This is a genomic window from Runella sp., from assembly GCF_965279615.1.
Taxonomy (GTDB): domain Bacteria; phylum Bacteroidota; class Bacteroidia; order Cytophagales; family Spirosomataceae; genus Runella.
In genome coordinates this window covers 224,858-240,918 of record NZ_OZ257252.1, presented here as the reverse complement: position 1 = coordinate 240,918, position 16,061 = coordinate 224,858, and the positions used below count along the sequence as shown (strand labels likewise).

At 45.4% G+C, this 16,061-nt stretch carries 9 protein-coding genes; 3 read left to right on the top strand and 6 right to left on the bottom strand.

Going from position 1 to position 16,061, the window contains the following annotated elements:
• Positions 1 to 22: 22 nt before the first annotated feature.
• The 6 genes from ACQY73_RS01020 to ACQY73_RS00995 all read right to left on the bottom strand — a co-directional run bounded on the left by ACQY73_RS01020 (position 23) and on the right by ACQY73_RS00995 (position 9,965).
• Entirely contained in the window at positions 23 to 4,378 is a 4,356-nt protein-coding gene (locus tag ACQY73_RS01020; protein ID WP_428660224.1) for a PAS domain S-box protein, read from the bottom strand.
• A 278-nt stretch (positions 4,379 to 4,656) separates the two neighbouring features.
• Complete coding sequence (locus tag ACQY73_RS01015; protein WP_428660221.1) at positions 4,657 to 4,929, bottom strand: hypothetical protein; 273 nt, start codon at positions 4,927 to 4,929, stop codon at positions 4,657 to 4,659.
• Between the two features lie 261 nt (positions 4,930 to 5,190).
• A complete protein-coding gene (locus ACQY73_RS01010; protein ID WP_428660218.1) occupies positions 5,191 to 7,248 on the bottom strand; it encodes a BatA domain-containing protein in 2,058 nt (685 codons plus the stop codon).
• Positions 7,249 to 7,577: 329 nt separating this feature from the next.
• Positions 7,578 to 8,510, bottom strand: coding sequence for a sugar phosphate isomerase/epimerase family protein (locus tag ACQY73_RS01005; protein ID WP_428660216.1), 933 nt, complete (start codon positions 8,508 to 8,510; stop codon positions 7,578 to 7,580).
• Between the two features lie 120 nt (positions 8,511 to 8,630).
• Positions 8,631 to 9,137, bottom strand: a complete 507-nt coding sequence (locus tag ACQY73_RS01000) for a DUF2911 domain-containing protein (RefSeq protein WP_428660213.1) — start codon at positions 9,135 to 9,137, stop codon at positions 8,631 to 8,633.
• A 90-nt stretch (positions 9,138 to 9,227) separates the two neighbouring features.
• Complete coding sequence (locus ACQY73_RS00995; protein WP_428660211.1) at positions 9,228 to 9,965, bottom strand: hypothetical protein; 738 nt, start codon at positions 9,963 to 9,965, stop codon at positions 9,228 to 9,230.
• Positions 9,966 to 10,340: 375 nt separating this feature from the next.
• Here ACQY73_RS00995 and ACQY73_RS00990 point away from each other — a divergent pair, with 375 nt between their 5' ends.
• The 3 genes from ACQY73_RS00990 (at position 10,341) to ACQY73_RS00980 (ending at position 16,048) form a co-directional block, all read left to right on the top strand.
• A complete protein-coding gene (locus tag ACQY73_RS00990) occupies positions 10,341 to 10,949 on the top strand; it encodes an RNA polymerase sigma factor (RefSeq protein WP_428660209.1) in 609 nt (202 codons plus the stop codon).
• A 199-nt stretch (positions 10,950 to 11,148) separates the two neighbouring features.
• Positions 11,149 to 12,249 (top strand): FecR family protein, encoded by a 1,101-nt coding sequence (locus ACQY73_RS00985; protein ID WP_428660206.1) that lies wholly within the window; start codon positions 11,149 to 11,151, stop codon positions 12,247 to 12,249.
• A gap of 244 nt (positions 12,250 to 12,493) precedes the next feature.
• Positions 12,494 to 16,048: a TonB-dependent receptor gene (locus ACQY73_RS00980; protein ID WP_428660203.1), complete on the top strand. Its 3,555-nt coding sequence runs from the start codon at positions 12,494 to 12,496 to the stop codon at positions 16,046 to 16,048.
• Positions 16,049 to 16,061: the final 13 nt, after the last annotated feature.

The following is a 16,061-nucleotide window of genomic DNA, read 5'->3' as shown; positions in this document are numbered from 1 at the left end:
AAGGAACAGTGGATACTTGATTTTATTTAAAATGCTCATTTATAAGCGTTTTGACAAGCCCGATTTCATCTTGGGTTTTCAGCAACAGATCGGTTACTGTCTCAGGATCAAAAACTTCCAAATGCTCAATTTTTCCGGCAAACGCCGCTAACTCTATTGTCCCTGCAGTTAAAGCCGTTCCGTACAATTTATGTCCCAGCGCTTTCAACCCGGCCAAATCCTTTTCTTCGGCTTTGTCACGCAGGGCATTGTACGACTTTTCCAATTCAGTGATTGCCAATAATAAAAACTCACTCAGCACTTCTTCATCGTCGCCCACGTAGGTTTTCATCGTCTCAATGTTAAAATGGGCACTGACCTCATCCAACGAGCGGGCTATTGGTACTATTTGGTCCTTTTGCTTTTCACCGATCCATTTTTCAAACAGCTCAATAATGGCCTCTTCCACAAACGGCTTGGCAACAAAATCATCCATGCCCGCCTCCAGACATTTCTCCTTTTCCCCTTTCAGGTTCCCCGCCGTCAGCGCGATGATCGGTAGGTAATTGTCAGCCTGAAGCTCCCTTATTTTCTGCGTGGCCTCGTACCCGTTCATCTCAGGCATCTGCACATCCATCAGGATGATATCCGGCAATTGCCACTGACATACCTTCAGCGCTTCCAGACCGTTCAACGCTTCCAGAATCACCGCATTCGGCGCCACCCTACCAATGATCGTTTTGGCTAACAGCATGTTCACCGGATTGTCTTCTGCGATCAATACCCGAATCGGGGCCGATTCTGTTTTACTTTCGACCGATTGGCTAACTATCGGCAGCACCTCTCCTTTGCGATTCAACCGCGAAAGCGCATCGTACATTTCCTGCATTTTGATCGGCTTCACCAACCGCTGATTGACCTTCAATTCCTCACATCCTTTGATGATGGTGCCGTCGTCCGAGGAGCTGTGCAACAGGATCACCGGCTGCTCTTCGGGCAATTTGTTGAAACTGCTGCGGATCTTCTTGATCGTCTCCAAACCATCCATGTAAGGCATGTGATAATCCATCATGATCACATCGTAGCGTCGGCCTTCGGCCAACAGTTGAAGCGCTTCAAAACCGTTTTTGGCTTCTTCCGAAACGATCTGTTTCAACAACAGCATCTGCCTCAAAATCACTCGGTTGTTGCTGTTATCGTCTACAATAAGCACTTTTTTGATCAGGTCGATATTTTCCCAGTTGATCGATTCTCCGACTTCGGTTTTGAGCGTCAGATCAAAATAAAATGTGCAACCCTGCCCGGGCACACTGATCAATTGCAGTTTGCTGCCCATCAACCCCAACAACTTATTGGAAATGGCCAGCCCCAGACCTGTTCCGCCGTATTTTTTGGTGGTGGAAACATCTTCCTGCGCGAAGGCCTCAAAGATCTTTTCCTGCTTGTCGGGCTGAATGCCGATACCGGTATCACGCACTTCAAAACGCAGCGTGATGACTTCCTGCCTCGTGTCGGTCAATGGCTCGACCTTCAACTCAATTTCTCCCTCTTTGGTAAATTTGATGGCATTACTCAAGAGATTGACCAACACCTGCTTGAGGCGCACTTCGTCGGTCCAAATGAAACGGGGCAGGTCCAGGGAAATGTTCAATAACATTTCCAATCCTTTGCTTTGGGCCTGATAGGTAATGATATCGGCTGCCTGGCTTCCCAGTTCAAAGAGGTCACATTTATCAATGTCCAGTTCGAGTTTGCCGGCTTCGATCTTGGAAAAATCAAGGATGTCGTTGATGATCGTCAGCAGGGAATTGGCCGATTGGTTGACGATGGAAAGGTATTGTTGCTGAGTTTCGTTGAGGGAGGTTTTCAGTAACAGGTCCGTAAACCCGATCACGCCGTTGAGGGGTGTTCGGATCTCGTGGCTCATGTTGGCGACAAACTCGGATTTTGCCACGCTGGCCTGTTCGGCCTGCAGTTTGGCTTTTTTGAGTTCTTCGCGTTGCAGGCACATTTCGGTGATGTCCTGGGTGAACATCATGATGCCGCCGATGGAGCCGTCGAATTGATACCAGGGGCGTACTTCCCAGCGCACAAATTGGTCGTGGTCCCAGCCTTCGGGGCGCCAGCGGTCTTCGTCACTTTTTTCTACAGCACCCAACAGGCTTCGTGAATGGATATCCTTCCATTCCTGAGAAATATTCGGAAATACCTCATAATGGCTCAACCCAACAATATTTCTTCCTTTCAGTTGGTAGTCCTCCAGCCAGCGGTTACTGACGGTGATAAATTTAAGATCCTGATCAAACATGGCCACTGAGGCAGGAGCATTTTCCACAAATGCCATGAGTCGGGCCTTTTCAGTCAATAATGCTTTCTCCGTTTTTTTACGGTCCGAGATATCGGTAGCAATACCTAAAAAGCCCGTAATGACATCTTCTGTATTTCTGATAGGGTGCAATACCAGAGATGCCGAAAAGCGCGACCCGTCTTTACGAACATACGTCCATTCCCGTTGCTCAAACCCATTACGCATGGCCACATATATCATTGTTTGAGAAATGGGGATGGATTCATTGTATTCCGCGCACAATTCCCTGTTTCGCTGCAACACTTCTTCCGTATCATAAAAGAAAGATGGGTTTGCCTTTCCAATTACTTCTTCCGCAGTATAGCCCAGCATTCGCTCGGCGCCGCTGTTAAAAATGTTAATAATTCGGTCAGCATCGGTCGCGATAACGATGACCTCATAGGCTGATTGGAGCACATCGTTGAGCAATTTTCGAGAACGATTGACTTCAAGAAGGGCTTTTTTCTGAACGTCAATGTCCTGAAAAGTACCATAAATTTTTCGACATTCACCGTTTTCGTACTCAACGTTTCCCAATGCCCTTACCCAACGGTCGTTTCCCTTGGCCGTAGTGATCATCAATTCCAGATCCCAAGGGGTTCCGGTTGAGGCCGCTTTGTTTAGGGCATCGGTAATTTTTACACGGCTTTCTCCTTCTTTATAAAAAGCAATCGCCTTTGGCAAATCAGGTTCAAAATCAGGCTCTACTTCATGAATCTTCTCTGTTACTTCTGTCCAAACCAATTTTTGTGTGTTCCAATCCAGCTCCCATCCTCCCACTTGGGCGATCTGGTTGGTTTGCTCCAGCATCTCTTTGGTTTTCTTTAGATCTTCCTCCAACTCATGCCTTTTGGTAATATCCAGCGAGTTACCGATCACATAATAGTCTCCATCTAAGCCTTTCTCACAAATGTTATTGAATATCCATATCCGCAGGGTGCCGTTTTTATCATGGGTATGCATCACTCCTCCGGCTTTACCGTCTCTTTTGATGACTTTCAGGTAGTGCCCCAAGGCAGCGTGGTAGTTTTCAGGTACAATATCGTAGAGGCTCATGGCCAAAATCTCGTTGACTGTGTATCCTAAAATAGCGGCTCCCGCCTCATTGACCGAGAGAAATTTCCCCTGCAAGTCGTGCGTACACATTAAGCCCTGTGAATTTTCAAAAAATGCCCTGAACCTATCTTCGCTGATCTTAAGCTGTTGTTCATTTTCTTTCTCCATCGAAACATCGCGGGCAATGGCAAAGACGCTGTCGGTAGATCGTTCAAGAGCTCCTGTCCACTGTAGATATTTATACGATCCGTCCTGAGTTCGGAAGCGACACGTAAAACTTTCGGACGTTCCCTGTTCCCACAAAACGGCCATTTTCTGTTGACTTTGTTTTACATCCTCCGGATGCACAAAGTCAAAAAAGGGAGTTTCCAGCAGCGTTTTTTCGTCCCAGCCCAATAATTGCTGAAAGGCGGGATTGATTTGCTTAAAGTAACCATTGGCGCCGGCTACACAGATCAGGTCATTGGAAGAATCAAACAGCTTTTCAAAATGCTGTTGTTCTTCGCGTTGTCTGCGCTCAACGATCAGTGAAATGGCCGTTTCTCCCAATAATTTTAAGGCACGTTGCTGTTGGTCTGTCAGCTTACCCGGCAAAAAATCAATCACACACAATGAGCCAATGGCATACCCATGCGGGTCAATCAGCGGATAACCGGCATAAAAACGAACACGCGGGTCATTGGCTACCAATTCATAGTCTTTGAATCGTTCATCCTTGGTCGTATCCTGTATCTGCATTACCTCCGTTCCCATAATGGCATATTGACAAAACACCATATTTCTGGGAATTTCAGGCGCATCCAGTCCCACTTTGGATTTGAACCATTGTCTTTCTTCCTCAATCAAGGACACGAGTGAGATAGGCGTTCCGCATATCATAGCAGCCAACTCCGTGATTCTGTCAAATTCACTTTCGGGCAGGGTGTCTACGATATGGTAATTTTTAAGCGCTTTTAATCGTTCTTTTTCGTTGAGGGGAAGCGGGAAGTTTTCCATTTCAAAAACTTTGAGAGGTCATATTACTACATTTACCGATCGATAAATATATTTATTGATCATAAAGCAGTTAAAAATCGGCATGGCAAAAGAAGTGACATAACAGTTCAGAGCTCTATCGGTTACGTAATGTCTTTTGCATGATCGGCAAGTTATTACTGATTTTTGGGCTTGAGTTGTAAAAAACAGTTACGATCGTTTAAATAAAACAGTCTCCCGATTGATCGTTTTGTGATTGGCGGTAATATACTGTTAAAACAATGATCAAATAAATGACTTTACGGGTGAAATTGGTCTTCTCCGGAAACCATAAAGCCTATTATTTTTCGAGATAATTTTTCATTTGCTGTGCTTAGTGTTATCTCTGTCAAACAATGTACATTGTAAAAAGGGATACGCTCTTCTTTCACTGTTTGATGAGCAAGGGCTGATTTTCGGCTATTTTCCAATATCCACGATCTTTTTTTGTTCAAGAGACCAATACGAATGGATAGGTCTTGGTCTTCCTTAAGTAAGTCTGATACCTTCATCCATACCAGTGTAGTTTTCATAGCGTATTTGACGGACTAATTTCACGGAAAGATAAAAAAATAACTGTACATTTTTCTATCCCCAAAGATAACAATAACGTTTCCCGAAGAGATTCTTTAACTATTTGGTAAGGTATAAAGGAGCAGACTTCACCAAGGGCAGACTATCAAAATTGGAGCCCCCAAAATTGAGCGTACCGTTTCTCGAAAAGCCCTTTCGGAATCAGAGAATTTTTTATTGCGGCAAAAATGATCACTTTTTACACACGAAGAAGCAAGGTTCTACTTCACAAAACGAATCACTAAAATTTCTAACAATAAGAAGAGCAACGCGGCCCAGAGGAAATAACTCCAAAGGCTTACGCCGACATTCTGTTTTTGAAATTCTTTCACAAAATCACCGTCGGCTACGTTGTCAAAAACCTGCACATTGGGCTGATTGGCAAACAGTCTGCGTAATTCGGTTGGCGTATAATAATCCAGTTGCGATTCCAGGTTGTCGTGGTTAAACGCCAGTAGCTGCACCAACTGACCGTCTTTCTGAAGTTCATAATAGCCTGCTTCCAAGTCTTGATCAGCATTCAATTGATTGCTCTTGGGGAGTTCAAGCGTCAGTTGGTTGCCGTTGAGGCGTTGAACCGGAATCAGTTCAATTTTATCTTTTTTGAGTTTAAAAACCGTATTTTGAGAGGTTTCAGGGACGGTAAGTGCAATGGTATTTTCGTCAAACGAATAGGCGGTTCGCTGTTCGCGCACGCTTTGCGCCGCAATTTTGTACATGACCGGAACGAATAAAGCATTTTGGGCAAAACTGCCAAACGACTCCGTCAATGGATTGGCCATCACGTATACTTTGCCGCGCTGCACGGCGGATTGACTCAAAAATACGTCTCCGCTGCGCAGATTAAGTAACTTTGCTCCGCCGGGTTGCCATTGCCAAACGGGTTTAGAGACGGGCATTTCAAGGTTTTCCTGTCGAACGGATTGCTCAAAAACATCACTGAAAAAAGGACTTCCACGCTCGGGATTGGCCAATGGAATGGCCTCGTCAGAAGGTCTTTCCTGCAAACCGTTGATTCCTAAGGATGACAAAAAGCCGCCGTAAGAAACCATATCGGGGTTGGAAGGTGGAATGACAAGTACACTTCCTCCGCGCTTTACAAAATTTTCGATCTCGCTGCGTATAGCTCCTTCGACGCGTTCTACGCTTTCCAACACGACCAAATCAGATTGTTTCAACAGACCAATATCAGCATTGTTGACACTCAGACTGCGCATGGTGAAAAGGCTGTCGTTGGCAAATACCTTTTCGACCGAACGCTCCGGATTGGGCTGCCCCCGGAGATGCAGTACCCGAATGACGGGTGAAGCATTCAACACAAAGAAGTACTCGTTGTCAAACGTGATCGGCAGATCATCAAAGGTTACGCGCCCGCGCTTAAAACCTTTGCCCCGCACGTTGAAATTAAAGGCCGCAGTGGCAGAGCCTTTCGGCGCTAAACTGACGGGAGCCGTAGAAACCTGTACATCGTCGAGAAAAAGCTTTACAACCAGATCCTTTACGTCGTCGTTACCCGCATTGCTGACACGCACATACACGACGTTGTTTTGAAATTCCCGCACAAAAGGCGTATTGAGCCACACCGAATCTACGTATACATTTTGAGAGGCCGTTGCCTGTACAGGAATGACAAACAGGCGATTAAGGGAATCCACTTTGATATTGGCCAAGTCACCGGAAGTACTTTTTTGAAAATCCGAGAACCAGAACAACTGGTTTTTGCCGCTTCCGGCATACCGCGCCAACAGGTTGGCCTGACGTTTGTAGATACTTGCAAAATTACGCGGGGTATGTGCCAGTTTGAGCGTGGTCAACCGATCTTTGATGCGGTCGGTGGTGGTCAATTGCTGTTCTTCCGGGCTGAAATCATTGGTGATCAGTTGCAGACGCGTGGCGTTGCGAAACAGTGTCAGCAATTGATCCAGTTTGCCCGTGGCTATGTCCAGATAACGTTGATTGTTATCCTCATTCTGCATCGAAAATGAGTTATCAATATAGGCACTTGTGACACTTTGGGCGTTGGTGCCCGCTTTGTTTTTGCTGGGTAAATAAGGTTGAGCAAACGCAAAGACCAAAGCTGCAATAGCCAATACGCGCGTAGCCAGAATCAGGTATTGTTTTAACCGCCGAAACGAACTCGTTTCCATTTCGACGTTTTTCAGAAGCGATACGTTGGAGAATAATACGCGTCGAGTACGACGGAAGTTGAATAAATGGATGGCAATCGGAACGCCTACCGCCAATAAACTCCATAAAAAGGTCGGAAAAAGAAACTGCATTCGGGTTTGGGTATTATTGGTGTTATATAGTCGCGGCACGACCTAAAGTTAGCTGCCGGAGTGTACGTTAATTTTAAATATATAACTAACGCAAATATCGTGCAAAACGTTTGTGGTATAAACGCCAACCACGATTATCTTCCCAAATTACGACTATTTTCGTGATAAAAACGCATCGGACAGGCATATCCGAAGAACTTCCCCGTCGGTTTTGAGAAACTGACGTCACGGCATAAAACATGCTTTCGGGGCGAATGTGTTTTCGGTTTTTCAAAACCGAAAGAGCACCCTCTCATTCGTTGGTCTCTCAAAACCGTAAAAATCTTGTCCTAAATTCCGGCAATAACTTTATTGATCTTTGCCAATCCCGTTTTAGCTACGGCAAGCGCATCCTGAGCGTAGTACGTTTTATTGAATACTTCCAACGAAAGTACAATGGGGCGCTCCGGATTTTTGATGATTTTCAGGATTTGGGCAATCGGTGCCACGCCGTCGCCGGGATAAACCCGGTCGGCATCAGTGATCGCTGCCGGCGTCAGGGTAGAAGGATAATCATTGACGTGAAAAATTTCAACGCCCGGTTTTCCCACTAATTTTAAGCTATCCAAACTTGAACCGCCTTTGTACAGGTGATACACATCCAACAAAACCCGCGCCGATGGATGCCCGCTTTCGATGGCAACGTACATTACTTCACTCAATTTATTCAGGTTTTTCGAAAAGCCCCACAGCTCTAATTGAGGAATAACGCCCGTTTGGTCGCTGATCTCAAGAATAGCACGATAACGTTCCGCCGCTTTCAACAGATCAATACGAGGCGATTGCGGCGTTTGCGCCCCTACCGAAGGCGTGGCTACGCGCATACATCCAACCTGCGCCAAAAGCTCCATTTCACTTTTGAGCTGCGCAACACCTTTGGCCCTGGCAGCTTCATCATCAATGATCCAGGGAGCAAACCCAATGGCATTTTCGGCGGTAATGCCCAGATCGCCCATAATCTTGCGGGCTTGGGCAGGTGTTCCGCCTTCTTTTATAAATGTCTGTAAGGAATCAATCCAGATTTCAACTGAGCGAAAACCTGCTTTCGCAGCCGTTTCCAGCTCTTTGACAAAACCCAACTTCTGTCCTCGAATGGTACTCATGTTGAGGCAGGGAATAAAAGCAGGCGTTTTGGCAACGGTCGCATTTGCGGTATCAGGCAATAAACCGGCTCCTGCGGCAGAAGCCAATGCGGCAAGGGTTTGACGACGTGTAGTGGGCATACAATAAAGATTAAGACGTTTAGCTATTAAAAGCCAACGAGGGTAAAAATTTAGTGTTGAAATGGCAAAAAAAAAGCCCAACGCTAAGGCCGGGCTACATTGTATGCTTTTGGTGAGTCATTAAAACTGCAACGGAACCGAAAATCCGGCCGTATCCCACATAAATACCAATGCGTTGTCTTTTACTTCATAGGTCAGTTTTTCAACCGGCTCTTTCAATGTCATGGCCGGCACTGTGATACGAAGTACGTCTTTGTCCTGCTTATAGTTGTAAGCGCCCCATTGTTTTGGTTCGCTGTTCAGAATTACTACCCATTCTTTTTCACCGGGAATCGTAAAGAAGCCATAATCACCTGCTTTTACGGCCTTGCCACCAAACATACCGTCTTTTTTGAACGTAATAACGGTTGCTTCATCGGCACCTGTACGCCATACTTTGCCGTATTTTTCAAGGCTTTGACTGCCGTCTGCTCCAAAAATAACTCGTCCGCGTTTTGAAGGCTGTCCATAAACAACTTTTACATCTTTGCCTTCAACCGTCAGGTGAGGGCTTTTAGGAGGGTTTTGGCTGCAGGCAAAATTGAGGGCAATAAGCGAGAGGAATAAAGCAAAAATTGAATTTCTCATGTTTGTTTATGATTTATTTAATGAACTTACTGTGAAACGTTATTCTTTCTGAAAAGTTGTAACAAGGCTAAAAAAAAACACTGTTTTTCCTTATAAAGAATCATAAAATTTAAAGAGCGAAACCAAACTGTGTTCTGTACCGGGACTGATTCCTTTGGTTTTTGCGTAGTTTTTCACATCGTCGGATTTGGCGCCAAATAACCTGAAAAGGCGGTTCTTAGCGGGCAGTTCCCGTAATTTATTTCCCTCCTTCAAATAATACTTTGCACTTTTCAAAAAATCCCCATCGTACTCATTGGCACCGCCTTCGACTTCGTAGCCCGTTCGCTGCTCGGATTTACTAAAGTGCAGCGTGCATTCGTACTTCTTCCAGAGTTGGCTTTCGCCTTCATAAATGACCTCGTAATATTGGTTTTTAAAGTACCTGAACGTATGCCCCTGCATCGAAAATGAAGGCGGCCGCATCACCGTGGCATCCTGACTGGGACCACCGGAAAGGTAAATCTCTTCTTTTTGAATATTGTACGCCATTAAAAACTCCCATTCCATCCCGGTATCCGTTTGGAATTTCCCACGATACCATCCATTTTTAAAAAATGGAGTGCCTTTATATGTTTTAATAAAATCCTGATTGCTGCCGTTGATCTGGTTCTGTTCTCTGTAGTGAGCAATAAAAACGGTATCTCCTTTCTTATTGACTTCTATGTTATGACCCAAATCAGTAATTCTCGCCTCTCGCACAAAGTAATTATAGGGTTGCTGTTTTTCCTGTGCTATTGCCCAAAAGCACCAAAAAAAGAGTAAGATCAAGCATTGTATCCTTTTCATGAGCTGAATCGATAAAGTGAACTGTATGCAACAACGTATTAGCCTCTAAAGCTAAGGACTGAAATCAGGACCAATAACGGGTGGAAAAAACACTTAAGTTATTCTGAATCGCAACCTGAAAAACAGCTTTGAAAACGTTACGCTTTTTCTAACTTATTCAAAACCTGCGTTTAACTTAGCCACTATTCAAAATAAGAATGAGAATAACACAAAGTTATATAAGAAAGTTGAAATTTAACTACTCCAAAATAATCTTATCCCTTAATAACCAACTACTTTAGTCCTAAAGAAAAACAAAAGGATAATTTTCTATTCGAATATTTCTATTATTTTAATCTGTCTGCTAATATTGTACCACTACTTCCGTACAGATCAATGCCCATCCCGCACGACGAACCCCTTTTGGCGCAACTTTGGAGCCGCTTTAAAGCCGGAGATGAGAAGGCATTTGACCAATTGGCCGAGTTACGGTATCGAGTACTTTTTAACTATGCTACGCGCTTTACCAAAAACCGAGATTTTATCAAAGATTGCATTCAGGATCTGTTTCTGGAATTGTGGGAGCGACGCGAAAAACTGGTCGATACACCTTACGTAACGATCTATCTTATTAAGTCCCTGCGCAACAACCTGTTCCGGCAATTGCGTCAGGAAAAATCATTGGGAGAAACCGACGATTGGGACAAAGATTCCTTCACGGATGAGATGACCGCCGAGCGTGAACTCATCGCGGCCGAACTGCTCTCCGAACAGGCTCAAACCCTTCGCCGCGCCATTGAGCAACTTCCTTCGCGGCAACAGGAAGTTATTTTCCTGAAATTTTATGAAGGACTTTCCAATGAAGAGATCGCCCAAATCATGGACGTTGAGCGGCAAACCGTTGCCAATTTTTTGTACAGGGCGCTTACGCAAATGAAGCACCTACTTCCTGCTTTTATTATTCTCTTACCGCTGTTTTTATTGATGGCGCTGTTTTTTGCATAAACGTTTAAGTAGCATCCGCAATTTTGCATATTCCCTTTGTTTCTGTCTGTCAACCGGTTAGCCACTTACCGGATAACTAACACCCGCTTTTTTCCGTGTCTGAAAAAATAATTTTAAAATTTTTCTCCAAAAAAGGGTATTCCTTCTTCGGTAAATACTATTTCCTTACAACACACCTGAGAAAGACAAAATTAAATCAATGAAAGATTACACGAACTATACAACCTCTGATCTTATTCTTGACGACTCCTTCCGTCGTTGGGTGCTGAAAAATCCCCCCGACGAAAGTAATTTTTGGAAGGAATGGCTCACTGCCAACCCCGGCCAATCAGAAAATGTGGCCATTGCCCGTCAATTTGTGCAAAATATGCACCAAGCGCATGAATTATTGACCGAAGAGGAAATCCAACACGAATTGAGTCAACTTACCAAGGCGCGCGAGGTCAAAGAAATTGCTTTTACCCCGGTGCTTAATCGAATAAGTTGGCTTAAACAGGCCATGGCGGCGGTGGTGGTTCTTGGTCTTGCCGGGATCCTTTATTATACGATACAAACTAAATTGAATCCACCCGCAGCGTACGAGCTTCGCAAAAGTCAATGGGGCGAAGCATTGGTAGAAATTGAAAATGAGGGAACCGGTCAAAAAACAGTCGATCTGCCCGATGGAAGTCAGGTGACGCTGTTTCCGAAAAGCCGCCTGAGTTATCCAAAAGCGTTTGCGTCGGCCCAACGCGCCGTTAATTTAAGCGGAGGAGCTTTTTTTAACGTGACCAAAAACCCCAAACGGCCATTTTTAGTGTATGCCAATGAATTGGTGACAAAAGTACTCGGAACCAGTTTTACCATTCGGGCTTTCGACAAAGACGCCAAGGTGGAAGTGATCGTTAAAACGGGAAAAGTATCGGTCTTTTCGGCCAAAGAAGCCGGCGCAGAAACAAACGCTCCCGTACTCAGCGGTCTGGTGCTGACGCCCAATCAGCAAGTGGTGTTTGACCGGAAAGAACTCAACATGAAGAAATCACTGGTAAGTCTGCCCGAACCAATAGCCCCCGAAACTCAAAAAGCAGCGTTCACCTTTACCAATACCCCCGTTAATGAAGCCTTTGATAAACTTTCCAACGCCTACGGAGTAACCATTGTTCACGATACCTCCGTGCTGAAAAACTGCGAGATCAGCGCCGAATTTACGGATGAAAGCTTTTATGAACAGCTTGACCTGATCTGCAAAGCCATTGACGCCCGTTACGGGACCGTTGACGCTCAAATTGTTATTTACAGTAAAGGATGTTCCACTAATTGATTATTCTCACTCTAATTCACCAATCCAATATGACCCAAACCTACAAAATACCTACTCCTTAAAAAAACAAAATCGGAAACGCGCCAACGTTCCCGATTTTAGACCCGTCCCCCGCAGTTTCTCAGGCTTGCTTCCATCCGACAAACGTCGGACAGAGGGGACTTTTTTGTAAAAATTGTAAATTGTAAAACGTTTCAAATGTATGAAAAATGGTTCTAAAACGCTAAAGGTTTTCCTAAAAATCATGCGTCTCTCTTTTTATCAACTCTTACTGTCGGCACTGGCCTGTACGTGGGTATTCGCCACCAACGGTAATGCTCAAGAACTCCTTAATCGGCGCATTACGGTTACGATTGAAAATCAGAACATTGAATCCGCTATTCGTAAGATCAGCAAAGTGGCTTCGGTGCGTTTCGTATACAGTCCGCAGTTGATCCATGCCGAGCGAAAAGTAAGCCTAAACGCGCAGGACAAATCCCTTTCCGAAGTATTGGAATCATTCTTAAAACCGCTTCAAATTTCGTACGAAGTAGCCGGAAATCAGATTCTTTTACGCAACGAACAAGGTGCAAATGTCGAAGTATTACCCATAGAAGTCGAAAATGCCATCATTGATATTTCCATCAGCGGCACCGTAACCGACGAGAAAAACGAGCCGATGCCGGGCGTGAGTGTGGCCGTTAAAAATACGACTCGCGGCACAACGACAGACCCCAATGGTAAGTTTATACTGTCTCTTCCTGACGAAAATTCAGCGTTGGTTTTCTCTTTTTTAGGGTATGAAAAACAGGAAGTCATCGTCGGAACCCGTAAAATCATTACTATTCAACTTCGCCCCGACCCAAAAAGTTTGCAGGAAGTGGTGGTAGTCGGGTATGGCACCCAAACGAAAGCGACCCTGACGGGTTCGGTCGCCACCGTTGAGGCCAAGACATTTCAAGACAGAGGTCCCGTAGCCAGCCCATTGGCAGCTTTGCAGGGACAGGTAGCGGGGGTGACTGTAACGCGCAGTTCGTCGCAGCCCGGCCGTGAAGGTTGGAATTTCCAGATTCGCGGAGCGGCATCCATCAACAGCACTGAGCCATTAGTGATCGTGGATGGATTGCCCGTACCCGGCGTGAGTGCCCTGAACTCTTTCAATCCCAACGATATTGAGAATATTTCTTTCTTAAAAGATGCGGCCGCTTCCATTTATGGTTCAAGAGCGGCAGGCGGCGTGGTTTTGATCACGACCAAACGCGCTAAAAACGGCAAGCCGCGCATTGAATACAACGTCGCATTATCACAAAAGAACGTTGGCCTTTTACCAAAATTGGTCGATATCAATGGCTGGGGGCCACTGATCAAGGAAGCCCGCGAAACGGACGGCTTTCCCGCCACCGATATATGGTTGAACTACGCCAATGTGGCCATTGCCGCCAAAAAGCAGGGAATCGACTGGATGTCCAAAGCCCAATACGACGCGGCAAGCTTGGCAGGAGCGGGACTTTTCTCGGATGTAAAAGATTTTCCTTTCTTCAACGGGACTGAACAGGATGTACTCTGGGGTACGGCTCACTCGCAGGAGCACCAATTGAGTATTTCGGGCAGAAATGACAAATCGGGGTATCGGATTTCGTTGGGTTTTCTGGACGACGGCAGCTTGCTTCAACCCGGCAACAATTCCAATAAACGCTACAATCTGCGCTTAGCGCACGACTATCAATTCTCAAAAAAATTGAGTCTTGAAAGTAACCTTTCGTTGGAACGCAATTCAATCGTTCAGCCTACGCGTTTGGGTGATATTTTGAACAACGGAAACCAACCCGGAAAACCGTTATCAGGCCGAGGATTAACGGGGCTGCCTTATGTGTGGGGTTCCGGCATCGGTAATGCCGCCGTGAACGCCATTGCGGATTTTGGCGGAGATAACAAAGAGATCAACACCCGACTGAATGGCAATTTTAAATTGACGTATGACCTCTCTCCCAACTTAAAAGCAGTCGCATCGTCGGGTTATTATTTGCTTACCACCGATTATCGTACGATGGAAAACATCATTCCTTGGTACGACTATTCGGGTACGGTCAAAATCTCCGACCTGCCTGCCCGTACTTCTTACCAACGTGGCACCAAAACCGAGGCAAACTTTACGGCAAGCGGCTACCTGGAATACAACAAAACCCTCGCTAACAATCATAGCCTTAGAGCCGTAACAGGTGCGCAATATGAACGTTTCGAATACAATCGCTTTATTGCCAAGACGTTCGATGTGGTAATGGGCGTACCGCCTTCGTTGAACCTGAGTACCGGTGACCCTACTTCAAAATCCGTTGGTGAAGCTCAATATCATACAGCAATTGCGGGTTACTTCGGACGTTTTAATTACGCTTTTAAAGATAAATACTTATTAGAGGCCAACTTACGCTACGACGGCTCGTCGAAATTCCGTCCCGAAGACCGTTGGAAAATGTTTTATGGAATTTCAGCCGGTTGGGTTTTGTCTGAAGAAAATTTCATCAAAAACACCAACTTGTTTGATATGCTGAAAGTACGTGTATCTTACGGAGCACTCGGCAATCAAAGCGGAATTGGTTCATATGACTACATTCAATTCCTTAATTTGGCTTTTTCTACCAATCAGCAAAGCGCAGGATTTCCTATTCTGGGAACCAGCCCTGCCGTGCGAATTTCGCCAAGCGGCACATTGGTTGCCTTTGACCGTACGTGGGAAAAAGTGGAAAATCAAAACATCGGTCTTGACTTCGGAGTACTTCAGAATCGCCTAACAGGCAGCTTTGATTATTTTGTTAAAAATAACCGTAACATGTTGCTTAACCGCACCTACCCGGCCGTTTTGGGGGCAAGTGCACCACAGGGAAACAACGGTCACTTAAAAACGTGGGGCTGGGATCTGTCTTTGAACTGGCGCGGCAAGATCGGTGCTTTAACGTACCGAATTGGGGGAAATCTCTCCGATAATCAAAACAAACTGATCAATTTCGGCGGCCAAAACATCATCGGCACGGGCGTTCGCGGCTACAATACCGCCGTAGAAGGTTATCCGATCGGTTCCTATTTTGGACTGGAATACGCGGGACGTATTCAGACCAACGAGCAACTGGAAAGTTATCGCAAATACATCACGGGCAACAACATTGGCATGCCGAGTGGTGCCGTAGGTGCCCAAGCCAATTCACGCCTTGCATTGGGCGATAACATGTTCAAAGACCTCAACAACGACGGCAAGATCACTTTCCCCGAAGATGCCAAATTTTTGGGCGTTGACACCCCTCGTTTGACCTATTCTTTCAACGGCGGAGCCGAATACAAAGGCTTTGATTTGAATTTCATTTTTCAGGGAGTTGGTCAACGAACCATCATCCGCGACGGCAACTGGCGTATTCCTGCGGCGGTTATTTTCCAAGCGCAAAATGCCGCTTTTGTAGATCAATGGTGGACTCCAACCAGAACAGAGGCCGCCTTGCCGAGAATCTCAACCACAGGTACGGTCAACAACTACAATTACTTTCCTTCGGATTGGATCGCTGAAAACGGCGCTTATCTGCGATTGAAAAATTTGGTTATCGGATATACTATTCCGGCGGCGCTGACCAAAAAAGCCAAATTGGAACGAGTACGGGTGTATTTCTCAGGAAATGACCTATGGGAAGTGACAAAAATCCGTGACGGCTGGGATCCGGAAGCGCAAAGAACCGTAGCCAATACGGGCGACAGCGAAAACAACAACGTGGTCACATTCAGTCAGCGGTATCCTTTTTATCGCTACACGACGTTCGGGTTGAATGTTACTTTCTAAACTTATTTCAAAT